Origin of the sequence: Caballeronia sp. LjRoot29, from assembly GCF_964252755.1 — a bacterium.
GTDB lineage: Bacteria > Pseudomonadota > Gammaproteobacteria > Burkholderiales > Burkholderiaceae > Caballeronia.
Window position 1 is genome coordinate 200,948 of sequence record NZ_CAXUPU020000002.1, and the last position, 24,023, is coordinate 224,970.

Sequence of the window (24,023 nt, forward strand, 5' to 3'; positions counted from 1 at the left end):
CCCAACTGTTCGATAAAGGGGAATGCACATGAAACGCTCGCATCTTCCACATCGGTTTATCGAAGTGCTGTTTGCGGTTGTGATTGCCGGATGCAGCGGGGGCGGCGGAGATTCGAACAGCAGTAGCTCTTCTCCCGCGCCCGGTGCCAGCGGGGGCGCTCCCTCGCCCGCGTCCAGCGCCAGCGAGGCGACTCCCGCATCCGCAGCATCGGGCGGGGCCTCCAGTCCGGTCACCGCTTCCAGCCCACCCGCAGCATCCGGCGCGGGCGCTGGCTTGCCATCAGGTTCCGCACCCGTCACACCCGTGGTGAACGCCGCTGACGTCGCGACCTATCACAATGACGTCGCGCGAACCGGCCAGCACCTCAACGAAACCGCGCTGACCCCTGCCACGGTGAACTCAGCGACGTTCGGCAAACTCGGTTTATACAGCGTGGATGGTCCGGTCGATGCCGAGCCGCTTTATCTGTCGAACATGACGATTGCCGGCGGCACGCACAACGTGCTGTACGTCGCGACAGAAAATGCGAGCGTCTACGCATTCGATGCCGATACGGGCGCAACATTGTGGAAAACGACGACCCTCGCCAGCGGCGAAACGCCCAGCGACACCCTCAGCTGTTTCCAGATTTCTCCGACAATAGGCGTAACCGCGACGCCAGTTATCGATCGCTCGCGCGGCCCGAATGGCGCAATGTATGTAGTCGGCATGTCGAAGACCGCAGCCGGCGCGTATCACCAGAGAATCCACGCACTCGATGTCACCACCGGTGCTGAATTGTTCGGCGGCCCGACGGAAATCACGGCGTCGTATCCGGGCGCCGGCGCGAACAGTTCGAACGGCAACGTGATCTTCGACCCGAAACAATATGCCGAGCGTACGTCGCTATTGTTGCTGAACGGCACGATCTACACGGCGTGGACTTCACATTGCGATGTCCAGCCTTACACCGGCTGGGTGATTGCTTATAGCGCGAACACACTGCAGCAGACCAGCGTACTGAATCTCACGCCGAACGGGTCCGGCGGAGCGATCTGGATGAGCGGCGCGGGCATGGCGTCGGATGGAACCTCGATCTATCTGCTCGATGCCAACGGCAGCTTCGACGCCACGGTCAACGCGGCGGGCGTGCAGGTTTCGGGCGACTACGGCAATGCGTTTTTGAAGCTCGGAACGACGACCGGCTTGACCGTGGCCGACTATTTCGAGGCATCGAATACGATCCAGGAATCAGCCGACGACGAAGACCTGGGTTCGGGCGGTGCGCTCGTGCTGCCCGACCTCACCGATGCCGCCGGCACGGTGCATCACCTTGCGCTGGGCGCGGGCAAGGATGCGATCATCTACGTGGTCAACCGCGATTCGATGGGCAAGTACAACCCGGTCGCAGACGCCATTTATCAGGAGTTGGCCGGACAAATCTCCGGGCGCGTGTTCAGCATGCCGGCGTACTTCAACAACACGGTGTACTTTGGCGCGGTCGGCGACACCATCAAGGCTTTTTCGATCAGCGGGGCGCGGCTGTCGGCGACGCCGGTCAGCCACTCGCCGACCACTTTCGGCGCACCCGGCGCGACGCCCAGCGTCTCGGCCAACGGGACATCGAATGGCATTGTGTGGGCAGCGGAAAACGGCACCGTCGGGGTACTGCATGCGTATGACGCGACCAATCTGGCGAACGAGTTGTACAACAGCAATCAGGCGGGTGCGCGCGACCAGTTCGGTGCCGGAAACAAGTTCATCACGCCGATGATCGCGAACGGGAAAGTGTATGTGGGAACGACGAACGGCGTGGCGGTGTTCGGGCTGCTAGGCAGTCATTGAATCTCGTCAGGGTTGCGAAGTACTTTCAACGCTGCATTAATTTCGCTAACGCCGTGAGTTGCAAACCATCCGGGTCGGCGAGGTCGTAAAGAATGGAGAAGTGATCTGCTGCAGGCAACGGCACGTAGGTCACGCTCTCGCCTGCATCGGCACATGCGTGGGCATAGTCATGCGAATGGCGGATGAGTTCGGGCCGCTCTGCGTCGCCGACGGAGACAACCATTGGCGCACCGTGGCCGATATGCCGCATTGGGCTGAAGCGCGCGATTTCCTCCGCCGATAACCCGATTTTATCGTTCAGCCGGCCTGCACTGATAGGTTCGAGATCGAAGAGACCACTCACGGGCAGCGCGTATTTTACCGCCGGATGATGACGATGCATTGCTGTCAAATGCCCGCCCGCGGAATGGCCGCCGAGTACGAGCGTTGTATGACCTTGCTCGACGAGGAAGTCGAGCAGCCGTCCGATCTCGCTCACGATTTGCGTTATCGAAGCGGTCGGTGCCAGCGTGTATTCGGCCACAACCACGTTCATGCCGCGGGCAAGCGGTCCTTGAGCGACGAACGCGCAGAGTTCCTTGTCGCAGCTTTGCCAGTAACCGCCGTGGACGAAGACGAAAGTGGGCGCGGGGGATTGTTTGTCACTCGATGCCGGGAAGAAGTCGAAGCGCTCGCGGGGCGCGGTTCCGTACCTGACGTCGAGATCGCCGGAATGCGATGCGTAGAACGCCGCGCTGCGGGTCGTAAAGTCGGCCGGGGGATCGCCATTGCTGTAGGCGGCGTCGAGGGTCGCGCGGTCCATGTTGCGCCACGAGAGGTTCATGCATTGATCTCCTTGAAAGTTTGAGCTTACACGGTCTGTTTTTCCAGGAGCAGTGTAAGGAAATTTCAAACGGTCTGCATCGGGAGACGGCGACCGCATTGACAGCGATCCAAACCGCGGACGAAGCCCACTTTGCAAATCAACGGGCGATGGGCCGAAGCTCTCCGCAACTGGGCCCTGCCCACACGGCGTAACGCCTGAAGCAAAATTATTTTGAGATGATCGTTTAATAATCAGTAAAGCTAATTTAACGATCGATCGAAAGCGACCTTGTATATGGGATGCTCATTCGCAAGTTGACCGGACTCGCAGCCACCCATAGAGTCAATCGATAGCAACGCATTAAGCGATCACAAACAGATTGCAAACATCAACGCTGCGAGAAAGACCGCAGCGCTGAAACAGCGTCGAGAAAACCAGAGGGAGACAAAATGCAGGTCCAATCATCGGCCGTCGATGGCGAACGAGTCATTAGACGCGCCACCTTAAAACTCATGCCGTTGCTTGGCTTGCTCTATTTGATCGCGTATCTCGATCGGCAAAACATAGGTTTCGCGAAACTGCAGATGGTGGCCGATCTCGGTGTGAGCGAAGCAGCCTATGGATTGGGCGCATCACTGTTCTTCATCGGCTACCTGCTGTTCGAGATACCGAGCAACATCATGCTCGACAGAGTTGGCGCACGCCGATGGTTCGCGAGGATCATGCTGTCATGGGGCGCGGTTACGGTCGCACTTGGCTTCACGCACAACACCGCCATGCTTTACATCCTGCGCTTTCTGCTCGGCGCCTGTGAGGCAGGGTTTTATCCCGGCGTGCTTTACTACTTGACGCTTTGGTTTCCCGTGCGCCGCCGCGCGAGGCTGATCGGCTATTTCATGATCGGCAGCGCGCTCGCCAATGCAGTGGCCGCACCAATCGGCGGCATTCTGCTGGACTTCAACGGTCTGCTCGGCTTGCGCGGCTGGCAATGGGTGTTTATCGTCTCGGGCATGATGGCGGTGCTCATGAGTCCGGTGGTCTGGAAAGTGTTGCCCGAGTCGCCGCAAACCGCACGCTTTCTCACCGAGCCCGAGAAGAGCTGGCTGCTCAAGACCTTGCAAGCCGAAGCGGCGCGCATTGCGCCGACCGGCCACACCAATCCGTTTGCAGTGCTGCTGGACCGGCGCGTGTTGCTAATGTCGTTTTATTTTCTGTTCTTCCCATTGTCGGCCTATGGTCTGAGCTACTGGCTGCCGACGGTCGTCAAGGGATTCGGCGTCAGTTATACCGTCAATGGTTTATTAAATGTCATTCCCTGGTTGATGGTCGGATTTGCACTGTGGTGGGTGCCGCGTCATTCCGTCGCGAGGAACGAGCAGACATGGCACATTGCTGTGCCGGCATTGCTGGGTTCGTTTTTCCTGCTACTGAGCGTCTTCGTTCCCGGCAATACGCTGCAGTTTATTTGCCTGTGCTTCGCGGCCGCCGGCATATTCGCCGGGCAACCGGTGCTGTGGTCGTTGCCGGGCCGTTTCCTGACGGGCGTCAACGCCGCAGCGGGCCTCGCAGCGATCAATTCAATCGGCAACCTGGGCGGATTCATTGCGCAGAACGTAGTGCCAATGATCAAGGATCGCACCGGCAGCGTCATCGCTCCGATGCTGTTCCTGTCTGCTTGTCTCGCGTTCGGCGCGATGATGACTTTTGTGATGCAGGCGGTTATCCGCAAATCAGAACAGCGCGCGACCGACGTTCAAGCCGGTCCTTCAAATGCGGCAGGCTTGAAGGATTGAACGCACCAAATGAGGTTTTCCGGTGTGCTAGCAGTTGAACAAGACCGACCGAAACACGACATCACATTCAATTACTTAGTTTATCTAACTTATAAAAAGATGGATTAATTAAAAGCGGTGAAACTTCGGAATTAACAACCATTTTTTCGAGAGTATTCGCATGAAAGGACTTATAACCGCTGGCGTCTGCCTCGCTTCCTATAGTTGCGTTGGCCATGCACAGAGCACCGTTTCACTGTATGGCGTTATCGATGTCGGATTTGTGTACAACAACAATGCGCATGGCGCGAAACAGTATTCGATGGTCGCTGGCTCGCTTAAAGGCAATCGCTGGGGCTTACTCGGCAAGGAGGATCTGGGCGGCGGCTACAAAGCAGTGTTCCTGCTTGAAAATGGCTTTTCGGCGGCGAACGGCGCTCTCGCACAAGGTGGCGCCGAGTTCGGCAGGCAGGCTTACGCCGGTTTGAGTGGTCCGGCCGGTACGATCACTCTCGGGCGGCAGTATGATTCGATCGTCGATTACGTCGGTGTGATGAAGGCGGGCGGCGATACTGTGGGCGGTTACGCTAGTCACCCCGGAGACCTGGACAACACGGGAAATAGCTATCGCGTCAACAACGCGATCAAATTCACGAGCCCTGACTATCGAGGCATCACATTTGGCGGTGTATTCAGTCCTGGTGGCATTGCAGGAGATTCACAGCGGAACCGGATTTATTCCTTGGGAGTGGGCTATAAACAGGGGCCGCTCTCAGTTGGTGCCGCTTACCTCGTCGCACGCAATCCGAATTTTTCTTACTACGGCAACAACCCGGCGTCGAGCGTCACGGGCTCGAACATGGCGTTGACCCCGATCTATTCAGGCTACGCGTCTGCTCAGACGCAACAAACCGCCGGCGCCGCCGCGGCGTACACGTTCGGCAATGCGACGGCCGGACTCGTCTATACCAACGCTCAATTCAGCGGCCTGGGATCAAACCCTGCCCTCAACCCCCGAGCTTTGAGCGGTGAAGCCGTGTTCAATACGCTGGAAGCCAATCTCAGGATTTTGCCGACACCGGCCATCATGGTCGGCGCATCGTATGCTTACACGCGCGGTTCGCAGGTAACGAGCGGTGCCGCGGGCGGCGTCACTTACCAACAGCTCAATGTAGGGGCCGAATACTTCCTCTCGAAACGGACGGGCGTTTACGCCGTCGTGTTTGGACAGCACGCAAAAGGGCGGGATTCGACCGGCGGCAACGCGGTCGCTGCCGTCTTCGGGCTCACACCGTCATCGTCGAATACTCAGGTCGCGGCGACGGTTGGCTTGCGCCACAAGTTCTGAGTCAAGCGAGCGCAAGCTGGCTCACTGGCCGCAGATGCCCAGACGGCTCAACGTGATTGCTGAGGCCAGTCATTGCACGGGCAGACGGTCGAGTTGCGCCCATTCGAACTTGGCCGACGGCTGCCAGCCAGGTCGCTAGTGTCTCGTTACAATTCGAATGCCGAGTTTGGGCAGCCTGCGACAGACCACGCAAGTCAGCACCGAGCCTGATTATATGTGCGCCCTTCACGTTCTATCCCAGGGCGCCACGCCTCCCAGGACTTCAACCAGGTAATCGATCATCACCCTCACGCGTGAGCTCAAGTGCCTTCGGCTCGGGTACATCGCGAGTACATCGGTATCCGCCATGTGGAAAGCTGGCATCAGCGCGACCAGACGGCCTGCTCGCAGGTCATCGCCAAGGGCCAAGCTGAACAGAACGGAGAATCATCGTGAATCGACTGACAGGAAAGGTAGCTATTGTCACGGGCGCAAGCGCCGGAATCGGCCGCGCCACGGCCAAATTGTTTGCGGCGGAAGGGGCAAAAGTTGTGGTTGCCGCCCGCCGCGCGGCCGAGCTGGAAACGCTCGTGGCAGAGATCAACGCGGACGGCGGCGAAGCCGTTTATCTCGCGGGCGACGTGCAATCGGAAGACTACGCGAAGGCAGTCGTGGCGCTGGCGATCGAGAAATTCGGCCGGCTCGACGTCGCTTTTAACAACGCCGGCACGCCAGGCGAAATGGGACCGAGCACCTCCGTTTCGGTGGAGGGGTTCAACAACGCACTCGCCACTAATCTGACGAGCGCATTCATCGGCGCGAAACACCAGATCCCGGCCATGCTCGAACACGGCGGCGGGTCGATCATCTTTACATCGACGTTCGTGGGTTATTCATTTGCGTTCCCCGGCACGGCTTCGTATGCGGCGAGCAAGGCCGGCCTCATTGAACTCACGCAAGCGCTGGCGGCCGAGTATGGCGCGCAAGGTATCCGCGTGAACGCCGTGCTGCCCGGCGCCGTCGACACCCCGATGTATCGGGACATGAACGATACCGCCGAATCGCAAGCGTTCATCACCAACCTGCACGCATTAAAGCGCGTTGCAACGCCGGAAGAACTGGCCCGCTCGGTCCTTTACCTGGCCTCCGATGACTCGTCGTTTGTCACCGGCACCGCATCGCTCGTGGACGGCGGCGCGTCCATCACGCGCACGTAAAGCAGCGTTATGCCGAAGGGACCGCGCGGATTGCATTGCCACAGGTCTCTTCGATCCGCCGCTGCCCGTGCATCGGGCAGCCATCACGGATGGAACGGCTCTTGCGCCCCTCTCCATGTCACTCACTCAAGGAGAACGACATGACGGACAAGCAGACAGACACCAACTACGCAGGGCGGTCGCAGGAAGAACGGCGGGCGCAACGCAAGGGCGAGAAGCAGCGCGCGCAGGAACAACCCGGCGGTCATCTGGCGCAGGAAGGCACGGAACCGGACAAGCATCACAGCTCGGGACAACTATCCGAGGAAGGAAAAAAGGTCTGGCAAACCGGTTCGGGAATCGATGGCGGCGGCAAGAGCCGATAAACCTGACATCGCGCAGGGGTCTTCCATTCGGTAAAACGTGGAACAATGAGGGCTTAATGACTTTGCTACAGGCATCTGGAGCCCTCGATGAGCGCCACGCGCAACTCCCCCAACGCGTCTTCGGACATCCACGATCAAACTGGTCACGCCGATCGTCCAAGCCGCGAAGAAGCTGAAGCCGCCGTCCGGGTTCTGATCCGCTGGGCTGGAGACGACCCCGCGCGCGAGGGACTGATCGATACCCCATCGCGCGTCATTCGCTCTTACGAAGAGTTCTTCGCGGGTTATGCGCAAGATCCTCGCGAGATCCTGGCCCGCACTTTTTCCGAAGTGCAGGGCTACGACGAGATGATCGTGCTCAAGGACATCCGCTTCGAAAGTTACTGCGAACATCACATGGTGCCGATCATTGGCCGCGCGCACGTGGCATACCTGCCGCGTGAGCGAGTGGTGGGTATATCGAAGCTGGCGCGCCTGGTCGATGCGTTCGCCAAGCGCCTGCAGATCCAGGAAAAGATGACGGCGCAGATCGCCGATACGCTGGAAGAAGTCCTGCAACCGCTAGGCGTTGGCGTGATCCTGGAAGCGAATCATCAATGCATGTCCACGCGCGGCGTGCATAAGGCCGGTGCGTCGATGGTGACATCGCGGATGCTGGGCACCTTCCGCGACGACCCTTCCACACGCCGCGAATTCTTGTCCATCGTCGGACATTCGAGCGCGTTCAGCGTGTCGAACAGCTAAAAAAGACGCTAGGGTTTAAGCGCCGCGGCCGTCGTCCGGCGCGTCGCCTGCGCCGCCTTCGCGGACCTTGCCTTGCGAGACGTTGCTGCCCGGCGGCACGCTATGCGTGAGCCAGACGTTGCCGCCGATCACCGAACCGCGTCCAATGGTCACGCGCCCGAGAATGGTCGCGCCGGCATAGATCACCACCTCGTCTTCCACCACCGGATGGCGCGCGTTGCCCTTCACGAGCACGCCGTCGTTGCCCGCCGGAAAGCTCTTTGCACCCAGCGTCACCGCCTGATAGACCCTGACATGCTGGCCGATCACCGCGGTCTCGCCGATCACCACGCCCGTCCCGTGATCGATGAAAAAACTGGGGCCGATTGTCGCGCCCGGGTGAATGTCGATACCCGTAGCCGAGTGCGCGATCTCGTTGATGAAGCGCGCGAGCAAGGGCACGCCGAGCTTATGCAGCGCATGGGCCAGGCGATGATGCGTCATGGCCCAGATGCCGGGATAGCAAAGCAGGATCTCCGTGATGTGCTGCGCAGCAGGGTCGCCCGCGAATGCGGCCTGGATGTCGCTGACCAGCAGCGCGCGGATGGCCGGCAACTGCGTGCCGAATTCGCGCGCGAGACCGAACGCGTGCATGCCGAGATCGGCATCGCTCAGGTCGTGGTTCTCAGGCAAGAAACGCAAGGCGCGGCGAATCTGTTCGGAGAGCAGGCGCAAGGTGCTTTCGAGCGTGTGGCCGACGTAATAATCCACGCTTTCGGCGGTCAGGTCCGCGTCGCCGTAATGGGTGGGAAACAGCGCGGAACGCAATCCATTGACGATCTTCACAATCGCTTCACGCGATGGCAATTCACGGATTCCAAGTGGATGGCGAGTGCGGTGCAACTGTTCGCGCGACGCGCGCAAGTCAGCCACGATCTTGTCGAGGCCCCATTCGTGGGAGGGGAATTGATCTTCTACGGAAGCAGTCTTGGGCATGTCGGGAGCTTGGGCGGATGACGCCGCGTCGAACGGCACAATCTAAACGATGCCCCGAGATTAACCGTTTTTCTGCAAGACTGCCGCTTGTACGCAAAACCCGTTTCAGGTGCACGCTAGGACTTGGGCTCGACCTTCACGTGACTGGCATCGATCCATCGAACCGCCCAGTCGCGGGCATGCGCAATGGCTTCGTCGGCGTTGCCAAAGCGCAGGTCGGCAGGGAAAAAACGATTGGCGACCAGTTCACCGTCGCTCGATCGCGAGATGACCACATACGGCTGGAAGCAGCCGTCGCCCTGACGCGCCGGTGCACAATTGAGTAAATAGCCGCGATGTGAAAATGCCGCGTCAAATTGCATGAGTCACCCTGATTTTAAGTGCCCCGCTGGATTCGCGATGGTCGTCTCCCGCTCGCTTTAAACGCGCGAATCCGGCAAGCGGCACGAGGCCGTCCGGTGGCGCATGCAGGCTTGGCGAACAACAAATCATACTCTTGAGAAAACCCTCGTTGGGTTGAAAAAAATCAATTTGGCTTAGAACATTTACTGATGTTTTATCCCGTGGTTTATTTCTATATGTGAGTTAGCCCCGGCCCCGACCCGGCCTTGTACGGCGGAAACCCCGGAATGTTTCTTGCGTGGTGTTTCTTTGTTGACCAGAACCCTAGCGGAGCGAATCATGAACGACCCACAGAATAGTGAATCGCAGGACAAGCAAGCGCAGCGCGCGGCTGACAGCCCGTTGAAGAAGCCGGAAACCGAAACCGCCAAAGCCAAGCCGGCTGACGTGGCGGCGGCAGCGGAGGGACGCAAGGACGGGCTCGAAGCGGGGCATGGACAGACGGGTGGCGCCGTGCCTGATTCATCGCTGGAGAATGCGGGGCCGCTCGGCGACACCAACGTCACGCATCAGGCAATGGATGTTCTGAATGACGACACGCTGGACGATACCGTCGACGCTGACGGAAAAAATCGCGACGCTTCGCGCGACGTGAGCATGATCGAAAACAACCCCAATGCGTTTGTCGGCGTGGATGCAACGCTGGTGAATTCGCACTATGAACAAGGCGATGGCCTGGGCGGTTTCGATAGCCGTCCCGCTCGCAATGGGCTGGCGCTCGCGCTGGAGGAAGGCTTCAGTGTCGTCGATAAAGGCATGATTGCGCCGGACGTGGAAGAGGTGGAACGCCAGTACGAATTCGTCGAACGCGATCCCCACGGTTACAACTTGCGCGGACGCAGGCATTTCGCCATCAATCATGTCAGGCCATCGCGGCTGATTGAAATTCAGCGGCGCGAGAAATAAGCCGGCGTTAGCTGCCCAAGAAGAAAGAAGGACCGAAAGCCTTGGCGGTTCTCGGTCCTTCTTTCAGTTCATCTCCGGTTCATTTCTTTTCCTTCTTGCCCTTCTCATCGTCGGATTCAATCCGGGTCACGCCGCCTGTCGAGGGCGGATCGCTGGCGGGAAAAGTATCTTCCACGGCACGATCGACGTCTTCTTCCTCTCGATGCGAATGCGGATGCTGTTCCTTCGGTTTCGTCGTGGTCATGCCTGACTCCTGGTCGGTGGTGCGTGTAAAGACTGCTAACGAGATGCGGCATCGTTGCAATCGCGTGGTGTCGTGCGGCCGCTTTTCTGCCTTGTTTTCGACTGAAATCTCAAGAGGAAATTTGAGCATTCCTCAGGCAAATCACCGCTGCACGTGCCGCCACGCGGGCTCTGCACATAAGCCTAAGTAGTTGAAAGCAAGCGATGTTCCCAACTTTTGCCTGATCTGGCACGACCCGTGCATTAAGACTCCCGCGAATCAGACGAATGCAGCACGATGCATCGGAAAACCAAGCGGCGGGGGCCAGCATGAACACAACCAATATTTACTCGAACGACGCGTTACAGCCGTTGGAGCAGACACCGCATACGCATGGCGTGCGCGCCCAGTGGCGTGGGCAAGCGCTCTCCACCGCGCTGGTGTGCCTCGGACTCGCATACGCCCTCTCATGGGCCGAAATGGGGCTGGCGCTGATGACGGGTCCGGGCGAGCCCATTGCCGCGCTCATTGCATCGCGAGCGTTGATTGGCGGCTTGTACTTATGCGTGGCGTTCCGGTTGCAATGGGCACGCTGGATTACCGTGGTGCTCGGCTTTGCGTCGGTCGTGCTGGTCGGTCCCATGCTGGCCGCCGAATGGCACGTCATCCCGGTCGCCGCGCTCGTGACCGGCATCGTGCTGGTGTTCAAGCTGGCGGCCTCGATCTTCCTGCTCTCGCCGAATGCGTCGCACGGGACCCATTGAAGTTCAAGTTCATCTAAGAGAACCGGCGCGGGCCGCTTGTCCAGGCGGCCTGTAAAACGCACAATAAGAGCCCGATTCTTCTTCGATGAGCCTCCCATGAAAATTGCTGTCATTGGTGCAACCGGCACAGTCGGCCGCGCCGTCTTCTCCGAATTCCAGCCACGTCACGAAGTCGTCGAAATTGGCGCCACGCGCGGTGCGCACCGCGTCGACCTGATGAAGATCGACAGCATTCATGCGTTGTTCAAATCGATCGGTCAGGTCGATGCCATTGTGGCTACTGCCGGACATGTTCACTTCGGCGAACTCACGCAGATGACCCCCGAGCAATTCCGCATTGGCCTCGACGACAAACTCATGGGCCAGGTCAACCTCGTGCTAGTCGCTCAACAATATTTGAACGACGGCGGCTCGTTCACGCTGACCAGCGGAATCGTAGGCGATGAACCGATCAAATATGGCGCAAGTGCAGCTGCGGTCAACGGGGCTATCGAAGGGTTCGTGCGAGGAGCCGCGATTGAACTGCCGCGCGGTCTGCGCATCAACGTGGTCAACGCGACCATGCTGGAAGAAGCGCGTGAATCGTTCGGCCCGTATTTTCGCGGCTTCGAAGCGGCGTCCGGTGCGCGTGTCGCGCTGGCGTACAGCCGCAGCGTGGAGGGCCTTGAAACCGGCCGCATTTACAAGGTGCGTTGAATGGTTAGCGAATGGTCGAGGGACGATTATCGGGTCACCACGGACGTCGATACGTTCGACTTCGACGTCGTCCATAGGTACTTGAGCGAGGTGGCTTACTGGTCGCCCGGCATCTCGCGCGAGAAGGTCGAGCGCGCTGCCGCGCATTCGCTCGCGTTCGGCCTGTTTCACGGCGATGCACAAATTGGTTATGCCCGCGCAATCACGGACACCGTGAGCTTCGCGTATCTCGCCGATGTATTCGTGCTACCAGGCCGTCAACGCGACGGCCTGGGCACATGGCTGGTGGAATGCGTGCTGGCGCATCCGGATTTGCAGGGCTTGCGCAAGATGATGCTGACAACTTCAAGCGCTCACACGCTGTACGCCCGCTTCGGTTTTGCCGTGCCCGCCGAACCGGAAAAGCTGATGGAAAAACGCGCGCCGGCGTGATATCGCGATCATGTTTCAGCCGCCGATCACGCCTTGCGTATTGACGTAAAGCGAGTACAGGCCGTGACTCGCCGCCATGAACAAGCGGTTGCGATAACGGCCGCCAAAACACACGTTGGCGCAGCGTTCGGGCAACGCGATATGTCCAATCGCCTCACCTTGCGGCGTGAAGATCCTGACGCCGTCCAGTTCGTCGCTGCCCATACCCCAGCCGCACCACAGGTTGCCGTGGACATCGACGCGAAAACCGTCGGGCGTGCCCTGCCCGGCATCGATCACTTCGCGCTGGTTCGTCAGCTTGAGGCCATCGCTGGACATATCGAAGGCGAGGATCTTGCGCGGCGACGCACGCGAATCGACGATATAAATCACCGACTCATCCGGCGAAAATGCGAGTCCGTTCGGGCCAATCAGCGTGTCCACCATCATGGTGATCTCGCCGCTCTTGCCATCGACGCGATACACCGCCGGCGTCAACTCCGGCTCCTTGCGCTCGCCTTCATAAAAGCCGTCAATGCCGAAGGTCGGGTCGCTGAACCAGATCGAGCCATCGGATTTCACGATCACGTCGTTCGGTGAATTGAGCGGCTTGCCGTTGTATTGATCGGCAAGCACGGTGACCGAACCGTCGTACTCCGTGCGTGTTACGCGGCGCGTAAGATGCTCGCACGTGACCAGCCGTCCTTCGCGGTCGCGCGTGTTGCCGTTGGCATTGTTCGAGGGCTTGCGGAACGTGCGGACCTCGCCCGTTTCTTCGTCCCAGCGCAGCATACGATTGTTCGGAATGTCGCTCCACACCAGCGTGCGGCTGTCGCCAAACCAGACCGGCCCCTCTGACCAGCGAGCCCCCTGATACAAACATTCGACCGACGCCATGCCGACACGCAGCGCGTTGAAGCGCGGATCGAGTACTCGGACGGCGGGATCAGGATAACGGCGCTCCATCTGTTTTCATCTCCGGGTTGATTGATTCGTTTGAGTCGCTTGCTTCGTGTATTTAGTTGGGGCCGAGTTCGCCATCGCGCAGGCGCCACAGGCTTAACGGGTTGTCGTCCTGAAGCGAAAGCGGCAGCAAAGCCTGCGGCAAGTCCTGGTAACACACCGGCCGCAGGAAACGTTCGATCGCCATCGCGCCAACCGAGGTCGCGCGGCTATCGGACGTAGCAGGATACGGCCCGCCATGCACCATGGCATACGATACTTCAACGCCGGTCGGAAAGCCGTTCGCCAGAATCCGGCCGGCCTTGCGTTCGAGGATAGGCAGGAGACGGCGCGCGAGCGGCACGTCGTCGTTTTCCATCTGCAGCGTCGCCGTCAACTGGCCTTCAATACGGCGCGCCAAATCCAGCATCTCGTCCTCGTTGCGGCAAATCACGATCAGCGACGTGGGTCCGAATATCTCATCCTCGAGTTGCGGCGTGGAGATGAATTTCTCGGCGCTCACGGTATAAAGCGCCGGCAACGCCGGACAGGATGCATCGGATTCAGCGCCGGTTGCAACGCGCTCCACACCGGACTTATCGCGCCGCGCAATGCCTTCCTCATACGCGGCCGCGATGCCTGCGGTCAGCATCGTCTGAGCGCCCTTCTTTTCAAACGCACTCACCGAATAATCGATAAACGCCTGCAAATGCGGTCCTTCCAGCGCCAGCACCAGACCCGGGTTCGTGCAGAACTGGCCGACGCCGAGCGTGACTGAATCGACAAAACCCGTCGCCAGCGATTCAGCACGCGCGGCCAGCGCGCCCGGCAACACGAAGAACGGGTTGATGCTGCTCATCTCGGCAAACACGGGAATGGGCTCGCGCCTCTTCGATGCAATCTCGATCAGCGCCAAACCACCTCGCCGCGAGCCCGTAAACCCGACCGACTTGATAGCCGGATGCGCGACCAGCGCTTCGCCTATCGCGTTACCCGCCCCGACCACCAGCGAGAACACGCCTTCGGGCAAACCGGAATCCGCCACCGCTTTCTGGATCGCGCGCCCGACCAGTTCCGAGGTGCCCAGATGCGCCGGGTGCGACTTCACGACCACCGGACAACCCGCGGCGAGCGCGGCGGCGGTATCGCCGCCTGCTACCGAAAACGCCAGCGGAAAATTACTGGCGCCGAACACGGCAACCGGACCAAGCGGAATCTTCTGCAAACGCAAGTCGGGACGCGGCAACGGTTTGCGTTCTGGTTGCGCCGAATCAAGCGTGGCAACTAGCCAGCGGCCTTCACGCACGAGCGACGCAAACAGTTTGAGTTGCCCGATCGTGCGAGCACGTTCGCCTTCCAGACGTGCTTTGGGCAACGCGGATTCGGCTTGCGCGCGTTCGATCAGCGTGTCACCGAGTTCGACGATGTTGTCCGCAATCGCTTCCAGGAATTGCGCACGCGTTTCGAGCGGCGCGAGCCGGTAGGTATCGAATGCCTGCTCGGCAAGCTCGGCCGCGCGCGCGACTTCCTTTGCTCCACCGCCGCCGAACGCCGGCTGCAAGTCGACGCCGCGCGCCGGATCGAAGGCATGCAGCGTGGCGTCTTTTCCGCGCACCGCCGTGGCACCGATCAGCATTTCTCCGGTGATCTGCATGTGAACTCTCCTGAAAGCAGCGCCGATCGCGGACCGCGATGGTCGCCGTGAGTGATAAAAAAATTCGCTGACATGATGCGCAAGCAAGCTTGCTTGTTGGCGTGGACTGCCACGCCGCAAGGAAAGTTTCAGGGCACGGTCATGATGCGTGACCTGATGGACCTGAGTGACGATAGGGCGTGAGCCAGCTCAAACCGTCGGACGTGCCTGCGCGCGGCCGATATTCGCAGCCGATCCACCCGCCATAGCCGAGTGAATCGATGAGATCGAAAAGGTACGGATAGTTGACTTCGCCCGTATCCGGCTCATTACGGTAGGGAACGCCCGCAACCTGAATATGGCCGATGCCCGCGTTGGGCCGTTTCATGTCGCGGCGAAGCTTGACGGCCAGGTCGCCTTCCACGATCTGGCAGTGATAACAGTCGAACTGGACTTGCAGGTTCGGCAGGCCAATCTCTTCGCAAATTGCTTGCGCTTGATCCTGCCGGTTCAAGAAATAGCCGGGCATGTCACGCGTATTGATCGGCTCGATCACAATGGTCACGCGCGCCGTTTGCGCCATGCTGGCAGCGAGTGTCAGGTTCCTGATATAGACGTCGCGATGCTGCTCGTGCAACTGCTGCGTTGGCTGTGTCGATTCAAGCAACCCGGCCATTACATGAAGCCGGTCGTTGCCGAGCGCAGCGGCATAGTCGAGAGCAATCTCCATGCTGCGCTTGAACTCTTCCTCACGTCCCGGCAGCGAGGCGAGGCCGCGTTCACCGCCGGTCCAGTCGCCCGGGGGCGCGTTGAACAGCACCTGCTTGAGGCCATTGTCCGTGAGCTGAGCCTTGATCTCCGATGGCGGGAAATCATAGGGAAACAGGAATTCCACCGCCTTGAAACCATCACGCGCCGCCGCGCCAAAACGATCGAGAAACGCGTGCTCGTTGTACATCATGGAGAGGTTGGCGGCGAAACGCGGCATGATGAACCTCCTGCGGATAGGGGTAACGCCCAAGCGGCGTGCAAGACGAACTGCGCAACTCCCGCGCCCGGTTTGCGCATCGTCCGTCCTTACCCTTCGCTGCGCCCTCGCCGCGATGATATTCCCGGACCCCGTGCCCGGAATGATCGGTAAAAACCCTCGTTACGGCGCAACCGGATGGTCGATCAGCGCGAAAGCATCGCGGATTTCCGATGTACTTTTCGGGCGCACGACCCGCGCGACCTCGGTCCCGTTGTCGAGGAAAATCAGCGTTGGCCAGAGTTTGACCCTGAACGAGCGGCCAAGTGGGCGGCCGCTGCCATCCTCGATCTTCAAATGCCGGACGCTGTCGTGTTCCTGGAAAGCCTCCGCGATCAGCGGCTGTGCCGCGCGGCAATAGCCGCACCAGGACGTGCCGAATTCAATGACCGTCGGCCCGTCGAGCGCGTCGACGTCAGCGCGCGGCGGCGCGGAAAGTGCAAATTCAGTGGTCATCGCCATCAGGTCTTTCTCCTCGGAACGCAAGTCCAGCCATTCTATTCAGCAACGACGCGGCGCGCTCGACGCAGCCTTTTGCCTCAACGTCGATACAAGCCTAGAACTGCCCGAAGCCAGTCAGCCCGATCAGGCTGCCCGCCGCCAGCAGCCACAGCGGATGCAGCTTCGTCTTGAACGACAGCAGTGCAATGAGCGCCGTGATGGCCGTGAGTATCAAGCGGGTGTCCGACGCTTCGGCAATCAGCGACGCGCTCGCCGCGACCAGGCCGGCTGTCATCGGTACGAGGCCGAGTTGAACGTATCGCCGCCACGGATGGTCCTTGAAGCGTTCCCAGGCGTGCATGGCCGCGACCGTCACGATTGACGACGGGCCAAATTTTGCAATCGATGTCACCAGCACGCCCGGCCAGCCTGCCACATGCCAGCCGATCAGCGTCACGATCATCATGTTGGGTCCGGGCGCGGCCTGGGCGAGCGCGAACAGCGCGGAAAAATCCGCCTTCGACATCCACTGGTGTATGTCCACTACCTGCCGCTGCATCTCGGGCAGGATGGTATTGCCGCCGCCGAAGGCCAGCAGTGAAAGCTGGCTGAAAATGGCCGCAAGCGAAACAAGATCGTGATTCATCGGCTGTCTCCGTGCTTCGCTTCTTGCTTCGCTTCGCGATTCACCCTCGACGCGACGAAGATGGAAACCGGTGTGAGCACGAGCATCACGGGCAACAACGGCCAGCGCAGCAGCGCGATCGCGATGAACGCCAGCGCAGCGACCGCTGCCATGGAAAATTTGCGCCGCAACGGCCACGCTACCTTGATCGCCATCGACACCAGCAAGCCCGCTGCAGCCGCCGCGAGTCCCGCAAACAGATGGCGGATGTGCGGGTCCTGATGCGTGCGTTGATACAGCACGCCGAGTCCGATCACGATCAATGAAGGCCCGACGATCAGCCCAAGCAGGCCCGCCAGCGCGCCCGCCACACCGCGAAATTTCATGCCGACCGCGACCGACAGGTTGATCACGTTGCCGCCCGGCAGGAACTGGCAAAGGCCCAGCAGATCGACGAATTCGTCGGGAGTGAGCCACTTGCGCCGCTCGACAATTTCGCGTCGTGCCAGCGGCAGCGCGCCGCCGAACGCGGTCAGCCCAAGCGTCAGGAAGCCGATGAAAATTTCCGCGACTGTCGGCGGGGCGAGCGGCTCTTGCAAGGCATGATCGTGCATGGTTCGGCGAACGTTACTTTTGGCTTTTAAGAAGCGCAAAGCGTAACGCGTTATAGGCGTCGCCTCAAAGTACGAAATGGCTGTTTAAAGCGCGCTGCGAATTTTTTAGTCGACGAAACGCGATGCCGGCGCAATCACCGGCATCGCCTTGCCTTGATCCGCGCGGGCGGCTTACGAAGCCTTGACGTCGCCCCGCTCGCGGCGGGATTCGTAAGCTTTCAAATGCGTGTAGGCGGTCGAAAATAGTGGCGTGCTGACCGTACCTTGCGCGCCTTTAGCTCCTCCAGCACGCGCGATCAAATCACCCACCACGTGGTCCGCTTCGATCCGCGCGCCGTTCTCCAGATCGCGCAGCATGGACGCGGTGATCGTGGAGCCCGCCTCCGTGAACATCGCCCGCGCACGCGCGACCACGGCTTCTCCCGGCGGAAATCCGTTCGCGCTTGCAATGGCGCGGGCTTCATCGAAGAGATCGAGCAGCAGTTTCTGGCCGCCCGGCGCCGCGATGATGTCGCCGACCGGTGCGCGCATCAGGCAGGTGCCGGCCGCGAGCGTCGCGAGGAACACCCACTTTTCCCACATCGATTGAATGATCTCGGGGCTGGCTACGGCGTCGAATTGCGCGCCGGACAACTGCGCCGAGATCGCCTCGATACGCGGCGATAAACCGCCCGCGCGCTCGCCAAACGCCATGGAATGCAGCTTGTTCAAGTGAACGATCGTGCCGTCGGCGTCGAGCGTTACGGCCGCGATGCACTGGCCGCCGAGCACGCGCTCCGCGCCAAATTGCGCTTCGAGCACATCCAGGTGGTGCATGCCGTTGAGCATCGGCAGGATGGCGGTGTTCGGACCGACCGAGGTTTTTATCGACTCGATGGCGCCGTCGAGATCGTAAGCCTTGCAACTGAGCAGGATCAGGTCGAACGGTTCGCGTACGTCTTTGGCCAAGACGATGGGCGGATTGGGTATCGACAGATCACCGTTCGGGCTGCGTAGGTTGAGGCCCGTCTGCGCGAGTTGCGCAGCGCGCCGCTCGCGCACCAGAAACGTCACGTCGCGGCCGGCATCGAGCAGCCGTCCGCCAAAATACCCGCCAATTGCGCCCGCACCCACCACCAGAATCCGCATGCCCCGCTCCTTACATTTAGTCTGATCAGAATGCCGCCGCGGGTGCGGCGGCGCTGCCTGGTTCTACGCTTGCCAGACGCCGTATCCGGCTTCCCGCAAGCCAATTGCCAATTCCACTTCCATCTCCCGCGCGCCTTCGTAGGGCATCGGGTTATACAGTTCATAGAGCCGCGGCAACAGTCGCAGCCCGAATTCCCGCGCATACCGGTTCGACTGGATACCGGCTTTGTGTTTGTCAAAACGAACATCGGGATCGATGCCCGTCATGCCTACATAGACAAAGGGCATGCCGAGCACGTAATCCGGATTTGCGCGCCGGAATCGCGCTTCGTTCCAGACGGTGTCGGCCAGTTCGATCACGTACACGTGGTAATGGTGACTCCTTGGGGTCTTTTGCTGAGTCTTTTGCTTAGTCACTTTCCGAAGCGCCATGCCGATGCCCTGCTGTTCCCCTGCCGTTGCTTGTTCCGCCCGGTTCGAGCCTGGTTCGAACGCGTTGGACCGCCCCGAAACCCGCCGCGGATGCACATTCTAGACCGGTGTCGCGCGTGTTGCCCGGCCCCCGCCCGCGTGCCCTCCAGCCGTGCGGGCGCGCGCGATGTCTGCCAGCGTCGTGTCAAAGTGGTAATCTCGCTCCGTCTGCGCGTTCTGCGCGGCGTTCGCGTGTTTCCGTCTGCCTGCGCTCACGGACACGCGTTCGGTCCGTGCCGCTTTCGCCCCCGTTTCCCGGTGCGAAAGCCTGTTCGGAACGCCGTCGCGGGCACCGCCCCAATTGACAAATCGCATCCGTCGCGCGTGTAGCCACGAGCCGCCCGCGCTTCGGTCATTCGGAGAGAAACATGAGCAAGCAAGCAATCGGCGTTGTAGGCCTCGCCGTCATGGGACGCAATCTGGCGTTGAATATCGAGAGCCGCGGCCACGCGGTGTCCGTGTACAACCGCAGCCGCGAAAAAACCGACGAACTGATAGCCGAGCATCCCGACAAGAAACTCGTGCCTTCGTACACGCTGGAAGAATTTGTCGAGTCGCTTGAAAAACCGCGCCGCATCCTGCTGATGGTCAAGGCCGGCCAGGGCACCGACGCCACCATCGACTCGCTGCGTCCCCTGCTCGAGAAGGGCGACATCCTGATCGACGGCGGCAACACCCATTTCACCGATACCATCCGCCGCAACACGGACCTGGCCAAGTCGGGCCTGCACTTCATCGGCACGGGTGTGTCGGGCGGTGAGGAAGGCGCGCTAAAGGGCCCGTCGATCATGCCGGGCGGCCAGAAAGAAGCGTATGACCTGGTGGCTCCGATCCTGACCGAGATCGCCGCCAAGGCACCGGACGGCGAACCGTGCGTGGCGTACATGGGCCCGGACGGTGCGGGACATTACGTCAAGATGGTCCACAACGGGATCGAATACGGCGACATGCAGTTGATCGCCGAAAGCTACGACGTGCTCAAGCGCGTCGCGGGCTTGTCGAACGAAGAACTGGGCAAGGTTTATGTCGAGTGGAACAAGGGTGAACTGGATAGCTACCTGATCGAGATCACGTCGAAGATTTTCTCGAAGAAGGACGACGAAACGGGCAAGGCTCTGGTCGACGTCATTCTCGACCGCGCGGCGCAAAAGGGCACGGGCAAGTGGACGAGCCAGAATGCGCTCGATCTTGGCGCTCCGTTGCCGCTGATCACGGAAGCCGTGTTCGCACGCGTGCTGTCTTCGCTGAAGGAACAACGCGTTGAAGCGAGCAAGCAATTGACAGGACCCTCGCCGAAGTTTGATGGCGATCGCGATGCGTTTGTCGAAGCCGTGCGGCGCGCGTTGTTCCTGAGCAAAATTGTTTCTTACGCGCAGGGGTTTGCGCAGTTGCGTGCAGCGTCTGAAGAGTACAAGTGGGACTTGCAATATGGTCAGATCGCGAAGATCTTCCGGGCGGGTTGCATTATCCGTGCGGGCTTTTTGCAGAAGATCACGGACGCGTACAAGACCAACCCGGACTTGCACAACCTGCTGCTCGATCCGTATTTCACCGACATCGCAACGAAGTATCAAGGTGCGTTGCGCGACGTGGTCGTAGCCGCGGTGAAGGCGGGCGTGCCAGTGCCGGCGTTTTCATCGGCGGTGGCGTATTACGACAGTTACCGGTCGGAGACATTGCCGGCGAATCTGGTGCAGGCACAGCGCGATTTCTTCGGCGCGCATACGTTCGAACGCGTGGACAAGAAGGGCAGCTTCCACGCCGACTGGTCGTAAGTGCCGAGCAGTCAGCTGACGTTTTTGTAGCCCAGTAATTCAACGCCGACGCTTTCGCGTCGGCGTTTTCTTTTGTTTTCTCTCGTCCTGCACATTATCGTCAAATTTTGTCGCAACGAATTTTTCCACAAGTCGAATGTGAGTGTTTGCGCCTAAGCTGTCCTATCGATGGATAACGGAACAGCGGGGCGATAATGACAACAGCACTTTCAGCAGTAAATCGGGAATCGGAGTTGAGCTACGCTTACCTCCACGCCATTGCATCTCATGCGGGCGTCAACTGCAAGACAGGCAGCCGGCACGACGACAATTCCGGGATCGACGCCATGCTCACCGGTTGGGAGCCATTCCCGAATGGCGGAAGCCTGACCGAGTCGACATCAAGATCCAGTTGAAGGCGAGCATCAAGCCGCCATTCGACGACGGCGATTCGTTCTCCTATTTCCTCTCCGGCACGCAGCAATACGACGACCTGCGTCGTGAAACACACGCGTCGCCGCGAATACTTGCGGTGTTATTCCTGCCGCCCAAAGTCGAAGACTGGTTGACGCATTCCCACGAGCAACTCGTGCTTCGCAAATGCGCTTACTGGGTCAGTCTGCGTGGCTCCACCCACGGACAACCCGGCAGGGGCCACCGTAAAAATTCCAAAACATCAGGTGTTCGACGGCACCGGCCTCATGAAACTCATGGCAAGCATCTCGCGTCGCGAAATTCCTGTCTATAAAGCTCCCGCTCATCGAGTTACTCATGGCGATGATCGGCTCGAATCCACGCCAAGAATGATCAGGTCGGCTTGAATGACCGGCTGGGGAACGGTGTCCTTACGACCCGAACCCCAACACTTCCCGTATTTGCTCACCGTCCGCGCCGCTTCCGGCGAAGTCGTCGAATGCCCGATCTGCTACGCGAATAATATGCTTGCCGATGAATTCCGCCCCCTCCCGAGCGCCGTCCTCCGGGTGCTTCAGCGCGCACTCCCATTCAAGCACGGCCCAGCCGGGAAAATCGTACTGCGCCATCTTCGAAAAGATCGCTCCAAAGTCGATTTGCCCGTCGCCCAGTGAACGGAATCGCCCCGCGCGATCCACCCAGCCCGAATACCCGCCGTACACCCCTTGCCGGCCGTTGGGACGAAACTCCGCGTCCTTCACGTGGAACGCCTTGATGCGTTCGTGATAGATATCGATGAACTGAAGGTAGTCCAACTGCTGCAGCAAGAAATGACTGGGATCGAAGAGGATGTTCGCTCGCGGATGATCGTCCACGGCGGCAAGAAAACGGTCGAACGTCACACCATCGTGCAGATCCTCGCCCGGATGCAACTCGTAGCACACATCCACGCCGGCTTGATCGAAGGCATCCAGCAACGGCCGCCAGCGCCGCGCCAGCTCTTCGAACGCAGCCTCCACCAGACCCTGTGGACGCTGCGGCCACGGATACAAATAAGGCCAGGCCAGTGCCCCCGAAAACGTCACGTGCGCGTTCAATCCCAAGCGCTTCGACGCCGCCGCCGCGAACCCGACCTGTTCGATCGCCCAAGCGGCGCGAGCCGCCGGATCGCCGCGAACATGCGTTGCGGCAAAACCGTCGAAGAGGGTGTCGTAGGCCGGATGCACCGCGACGAGCTGCCCCTGCAAATGCGTCGATAACTCCGTGATGCTCACGCCCGCGTCGTCCACTACGCGACGCAGATCGTCGCAATACGCATCGCTCTTTGCCGCCTGCTCCAGATCGATCAGCCGCGGCTCGCACGGCACCTGAATGCCTTCGTAACCCAGGCCCTTCGCCCAGCCCGCAAGATGCGCGAGGTTATCGAAGGGCAAGGTGTCGCCTAGAAACTGCGCCAGGAAAATGGCGGGGCCTTTGATGGTTTTCATGTGCATGGATCCGCAAATGGTGCTGTCCTCAAGCCGTCACGAGTTCAGAACGGCGAGTTCGGATAGTAGAACTGCTTGGCGTTGTCCTTCGTGATCAGCACCGAAGGAATGATGGTCGTGGCCGGCAGTTTTTCACCCTTCAAACGTGCTTCTGCAGTGAGCTTGATGGCGTCGTAGATGAACTTCGGCGAGTACGACACATCTGCCTGGACCAGCTTGTCGCCGTCCATGATCCGCTTGACCGCTTCCTTCGATCCCGCGCCGCCAAACACCTCTTTGATGTCCGTGCGTTTTGCCTGATCGATCGCCTTCAACACGCCGATCATCATGTCGTCATCGGCTGCCCAGACTGCGTCGATATGCTTGAAACGCGTCAGGTAATCCTGCATGACCTTGAACGCATCATCGCGATTCCAGTTGGCGTATTTGGCATCCAGGATCTTCATGTCGGGATGCTGCTTGATCACCGATTCAAACGCAGCCCAGCGCTCGTTATCCAGCGTAGTCGGGATACCGCGCAACGCGACGATGTCGCCCTTGCCGTCCATCGTCTTCGCCAGATATTCCGCCGGCAGCTTGCCGAACGCGGTGTTGTCGCCGGCTACATAGGCATCCTGAGCACTCGTATCGGTCAGTCCGCGATCCACCACGGTCACGTAGACGCCCTTCTTCTTGACCTGCGCCACCGGCTGCGTCAGCGACGCCGATTCGAACGGGAAAATCACCAGCGCATTGATCTTGTTCACGGTCACCAGGTCCTGCAACTGGTTCGCTTGTTCCGGCGCGCCGCCCGCTGTCTTGATGATGATCTTCAGGTCGGGATGCTCCTTTTCCAGCTCCTTCTTGGCCTCGTTGGCCCACCAGACGATGCCGCCGGTGAAGCCGTGCGTCGCAGTGGGAATAGCGACGCCGAGCGTGACTTTATCGGCGGCATTGGCCGAAACGGTGCCCGCCGCCAGCGCCAACGTAACGAGCGGGGCGCCGAGTGCGCGAAGAATGTTTTTCATGCTGTGTCTCCATTGTTTTGACAGGCGCCCGAGAGGATTTCAGGGCAC

General features: G+C 60.1%; 25 protein-coding genes. 11 read left to right on the forward strand and 14 right to left on the reverse strand.

Features of this window, described 5'->3' with window-relative positions; genetic code table 11:
* Positions 1 to 28 precede the first annotated feature (28 nt).
* Positions 29 to 1,825, forward strand: coding sequence for a pyrrolo-quinoline quinone (locus ACSQ83_RS03045; RefSeq protein WP_436227177.1), 1,797 nt, complete (start codon positions 29 to 31; stop codon positions 1,823 to 1,825).
* 25 nt (positions 1,826 to 1,850) lie between these two features.
* On the opposite strand, the gene ACSQ83_RS03050 is transcribed toward ACSQ83_RS03045, so the two are convergent.
* Entirely contained in the window at positions 1,851 to 2,648 is a 798-nt protein-coding gene (locus tag ACSQ83_RS03050) for an alpha/beta hydrolase (RefSeq protein WP_436227178.1), read from the reverse strand.
* Positions 2,649 to 3,079: 431 nt separating this feature from the next.
* Here ACSQ83_RS03050 and ACSQ83_RS03055 point away from each other — a divergent pair, with 431 nt between their 5' ends.
* The 5 genes from ACSQ83_RS03055 to folE all read left to right on the forward strand — a co-directional run bounded on the left by ACSQ83_RS03055 (position 3,080) and on the right by folE (position 8,055).
* Positions 3,080 to 4,423, forward strand: a complete 1,344-nt coding sequence (locus tag ACSQ83_RS03055) for an MFS transporter (RefSeq protein ID WP_414966848.1) — start codon at positions 3,080 to 3,082, stop codon at positions 4,421 to 4,423.
* A gap of 160 nt (positions 4,424 to 4,583) precedes the next feature.
* Positions 4,584 to 5,750 (forward strand): porin, encoded by a 1,167-nt coding sequence (locus ACSQ83_RS03060; RefSeq protein ID WP_414966849.1) that lies wholly within the window; start codon positions 4,584 to 4,586, stop codon positions 5,748 to 5,750.
* Between the two features lie 431 nt (positions 5,751 to 6,181).
* Positions 6,182 to 6,946, forward strand: coding sequence for an SDR family oxidoreductase (locus ACSQ83_RS03065; RefSeq protein ID WP_436227179.1), 765 nt, complete (start codon positions 6,182 to 6,184; stop codon positions 6,944 to 6,946).
* A gap of 140 nt (positions 6,947 to 7,086) precedes the next feature.
* The gene (locus ACSQ83_RS03070) at positions 7,087 to 7,311 is read left to right on the forward strand and encodes a hypothetical protein (RefSeq protein WP_299712989.1); all 225 of its coding nucleotides are present in this window, start codon (positions 7,087 to 7,089) and stop codon (positions 7,309 to 7,311) included.
* 87 nt (positions 7,312 to 7,398) lie between these two features.
* Positions 7,399 to 8,055, forward strand: a complete 657-nt coding sequence (folE, locus tag ACSQ83_RS03075; RefSeq protein ID WP_414949141.1) for a GTP cyclohydrolase I FolE — start codon at positions 7,399 to 7,401, stop codon at positions 8,053 to 8,055.
* A 15-nt stretch (positions 8,056 to 8,070) separates the two neighbouring features.
* Here the strand turns inward: folE and epsC are convergent, their stop codons facing one another.
* A complete protein-coding gene (epsC, locus tag ACSQ83_RS03080) occupies positions 8,071 to 9,030 on the reverse strand; it encodes a serine O-acetyltransferase EpsC (RefSeq protein WP_414949140.1) in 960 nt (319 codons plus the stop codon).
* 116 nt (positions 9,031 to 9,146) lie between these two features.
* Positions 9,147 to 9,392, reverse strand: coding sequence for a hypothetical protein (locus tag ACSQ83_RS03085; protein WP_414949139.1), 246 nt, complete (start codon positions 9,390 to 9,392; stop codon positions 9,147 to 9,149).
* Between the two features lie 319 nt (positions 9,393 to 9,711).
* Between ACSQ83_RS03085 and ACSQ83_RS03090 the strand changes: the two genes are divergently transcribed.
* Positions 9,712 to 10,338 carry a DUF3005 domain-containing protein gene (locus ACSQ83_RS03090; protein ID WP_436227180.1) on the forward strand — a complete coding sequence of 209 codons (627 nt, stop codon included), beginning with the start codon at positions 9,712 to 9,714 and terminating at the stop codon, positions 10,336 to 10,338.
* 79 nt (positions 10,339 to 10,417) lie between these two features.
* On the opposite strand, the gene ACSQ83_RS03095 is transcribed toward ACSQ83_RS03090, so the two are convergent.
* Entirely contained in the window at positions 10,418 to 10,582 is a 165-nt protein-coding gene (locus tag ACSQ83_RS03095) for a hypothetical protein (protein ID WP_414949136.1), read from the reverse strand.
* A 308-nt stretch (positions 10,583 to 10,890) separates the two neighbouring features.
* On the opposite strand from ACSQ83_RS03095, the gene ACSQ83_RS03100 reads away from it, so the two are divergent.
* The 3 genes from ACSQ83_RS03100 to ACSQ83_RS03110 all read left to right on the forward strand — a co-directional run bounded on the left by ACSQ83_RS03100 (position 10,891) and on the right by ACSQ83_RS03110 (position 12,453).
* Positions 10,891 to 11,325 carry a hypothetical protein gene (locus ACSQ83_RS03100; RefSeq protein WP_414949134.1) on the forward strand — a complete coding sequence of 145 codons (435 nt, stop codon included), beginning with the start codon at positions 10,891 to 10,893 and terminating at the stop codon, positions 11,323 to 11,325.
* A gap of 96 nt (positions 11,326 to 11,421) precedes the next feature.
* Positions 11,422 to 12,021, forward strand: a complete 600-nt coding sequence (locus ACSQ83_RS03105) for a short chain dehydrogenase (protein ID WP_414949133.1) — start codon at positions 11,422 to 11,424, stop codon at positions 12,019 to 12,021.
* On the forward strand, positions 12,022 to 12,453 hold the full coding sequence (locus tag ACSQ83_RS03110) for a GNAT family N-acetyltransferase (RefSeq protein WP_436227181.1): 432 nt from the start codon (positions 12,022 to 12,024) through the stop codon (positions 12,451 to 12,453). It begins immediately after the preceding gene.
* Between the two features lie 15 nt (positions 12,454 to 12,468).
* Here the strand turns inward: ACSQ83_RS03110 and ACSQ83_RS03115 are convergent, their stop codons facing one another.
* The 8 genes from ACSQ83_RS03115 to ACSQ83_RS03150 form a co-directional block, all read right to left on the reverse strand.
* Entirely contained in the window at positions 12,469 to 13,398 is a 930-nt protein-coding gene (locus ACSQ83_RS03115; RefSeq protein WP_414949130.1) for an SMP-30/gluconolactonase/LRE family protein, read from the reverse strand.
* Between the two features lie 52 nt (positions 13,399 to 13,450).
* Positions 13,451 to 15,028 carry an aldehyde dehydrogenase (NADP(+)) gene (locus tag ACSQ83_RS03120; RefSeq protein ID WP_436227182.1) on the reverse strand — a complete coding sequence of 526 codons (1,578 nt, stop codon included), beginning with the start codon at positions 15,026 to 15,028 and terminating at the stop codon, positions 13,451 to 13,453.
* A gap of 139 nt (positions 15,029 to 15,167) precedes the next feature.
* A complete protein-coding gene (otnI, locus tag ACSQ83_RS03125; RefSeq protein ID WP_436227183.1) occupies positions 15,168 to 15,995 on the reverse strand; it encodes a 2-oxo-tetronate isomerase in 828 nt (275 codons plus the stop codon).
* Positions 15,996 to 16,157: 162 nt separating this feature from the next.
* A complete protein-coding gene (locus ACSQ83_RS03130; RefSeq protein WP_414949126.1) occupies positions 16,158 to 16,496 on the reverse strand; it encodes a thioredoxin family protein in 339 nt (112 codons plus the stop codon).
* Between the two features lie 94 nt (positions 16,497 to 16,590).
* On the reverse strand, positions 16,591 to 17,121 hold the full coding sequence (locus ACSQ83_RS03135; RefSeq protein WP_414949124.1) for a chromate transporter: 531 nt from the start codon (positions 17,119 to 17,121) through the stop codon (positions 16,591 to 16,593).
* Positions 17,118 to 17,714: a chromate transporter gene (locus ACSQ83_RS03140; RefSeq protein ID WP_414949122.1), complete on the reverse strand. Its 597-nt coding sequence runs from the start codon at positions 17,712 to 17,714 to the stop codon at positions 17,118 to 17,120. Before ACSQ83_RS03140 ends, ACSQ83_RS03135 begins: the two co-directional genes overlap by 4 nt.
* Positions 17,715 to 17,885: 171 nt before the next feature.
* A complete protein-coding gene (gene panE, locus ACSQ83_RS03145; protein ID WP_436227184.1) occupies positions 17,886 to 18,842 on the reverse strand; it encodes a 2-dehydropantoate 2-reductase in 957 nt (318 codons plus the stop codon).
* A gap of 63 nt (positions 18,843 to 18,905) precedes the next feature.
* Positions 18,906 to 19,259 carry a hypothetical protein gene (locus tag ACSQ83_RS03150; RefSeq protein ID WP_414949120.1) on the reverse strand — a complete coding sequence of 118 codons (354 nt, stop codon included), beginning with the start codon at positions 19,257 to 19,259 and terminating at the stop codon, positions 18,906 to 18,908.
* A gap of 422 nt (positions 19,260 to 19,681) precedes the next feature.
* On the opposite strand from ACSQ83_RS03150, the gene gndA reads away from it, so the two are divergent.
* Positions 19,682 to 21,088, forward strand: a complete 1,407-nt coding sequence (gene gndA / locus ACSQ83_RS03155; protein ID WP_414949118.1) for an NADP-dependent phosphogluconate dehydrogenase — start codon at positions 19,682 to 19,684, stop codon at positions 21,086 to 21,088.
* Between the two features lie 824 nt (positions 21,089 to 21,912).
* Here gndA and ACSQ83_RS03160 read toward each other — a convergent pair.
* Together ACSQ83_RS03160 and ACSQ83_RS03165 are read right to left on the reverse strand one after the other, a co-directional pair.
* On the reverse strand, positions 21,913 to 22,968 hold the full coding sequence (locus tag ACSQ83_RS03160) for a sugar phosphate isomerase/epimerase family protein (protein WP_436227185.1): 1,056 nt from the start codon (positions 22,966 to 22,968) through the stop codon (positions 21,913 to 21,915).
* A gap of 44 nt (positions 22,969 to 23,012) precedes the next feature.
* Positions 23,013 to 23,975 carry a substrate-binding domain-containing protein gene (locus ACSQ83_RS03165; RefSeq protein WP_414970389.1) on the reverse strand — a complete coding sequence of 321 codons (963 nt, stop codon included), beginning with the start codon at positions 23,973 to 23,975 and terminating at the stop codon, positions 23,013 to 23,015.
* Between the last annotated feature and the right edge of the window lie 48 nt (positions 23,976 to 24,023).